Origin of the sequence: Micromonospora sp. NPDC047620 (assembly GCF_043205005.1) — a bacterium.
Taxonomy (GTDB): Bacteria; Actinomycetota; Actinomycetes; order Mycobacteriales; family Micromonosporaceae; genus Micromonospora.
Genome location: NZ_JBIDDG010000221.1, coordinates 1 through 1006 on the forward strand (window position 1 = coordinate 1; position 1006 = coordinate 1006).

1 protein-coding gene is annotated in these 1006 nt (G+C 71.2%); it reads right to left on the reverse strand.

The window, feature by feature from the left end:
• On the reverse strand, positions 1–1006 hold a 1006-nt coding region (locus ACGF5C_RS35420; RefSeq protein WP_393308863.1), incomplete at both ends, for an acyltransferase family protein.

A 1006-nucleotide genomic window follows, 5' to 3' on the forward strand; every position in this document is an offset into this window, starting at 1 on the left:
CAGCTGCCGGACCGCCTCGTCGCGGGGGTCTGCGGCGGGTGCGGCCGAGTCCCGGGGCGTGGTGAGTACGAGGGAAGGTGCCGCCACACCGTGCCCGACCGGGGCGGGGACGAGCACGAGCAGCGCGAATGCCACACTCGCGGCGAGCGCGGTGCAGGCGCCCCCGCAGGCGAGACTGCGCACGGCCGAGTTCCGCAACGGCGCCGCGAAGCGAACCGGATTCTCGATCGTCCACTGGGTGAGCATGGCAAGCCCGCCGGCCATCACGAGCGCACCGAATGCGCCGACTCGCCCGAGCGGGTGGCCCAGCATATGCGGTGCCAGCAGCAACACCGGCCAATGCCACAGGTACCAGGCGTAGGACAAGCCGCCGATCGCCCGTATCGGACCGCGGGTCAGCAGTGAGCCGACCCCGAAACGTGCTCCGGCGCAGCCGGATACGATCATCAGAGCGGTGCCGGCGACGGGAAGCAGGGCCGCGCTGCCGGGATACGGTGTCCGGCCGTTCAACTGGGTGCAGGCCACCACGACCAGAACCAGGCCCATCCATCCGGCCGGCGCGGCCACCGAGTGCGGCAACCGGGACCACACGGCAACCGAGAGCGCGATCAGGCCGCCGGCGGCCAATTCCCACGCCCGGGCGGGCAGCGAAAAGAACGCCCACGGCGGAAGCGTGCCGGTCCAGATCAGTGAGATCGCGAACGAGAGCGCGGCGACCACCGCCAGAATGATCAGGTAGGGGAGTGCGGTGGCCGATCCGGTCCGGCGGCGCCGCACTAGCCACGCCACCGCGACGATGAGCAGCGGCCACACCAGATAGAACTGTTCCTCCACGCCGAGTGACCAGAAGTGCTCGAACGGCGAAGGGGGCTCGCTCGCCGCGAGGTAGTCGGTGCCGCGCAGGGCGAGCCGATTGTTGCCGACATACAACGCACTGGCGATCCCGTCGCCGAGGACCTGGCGCGCCTGCAGCGGCGGCAGCAGCACCGCCGCGCCGATCGCGGTG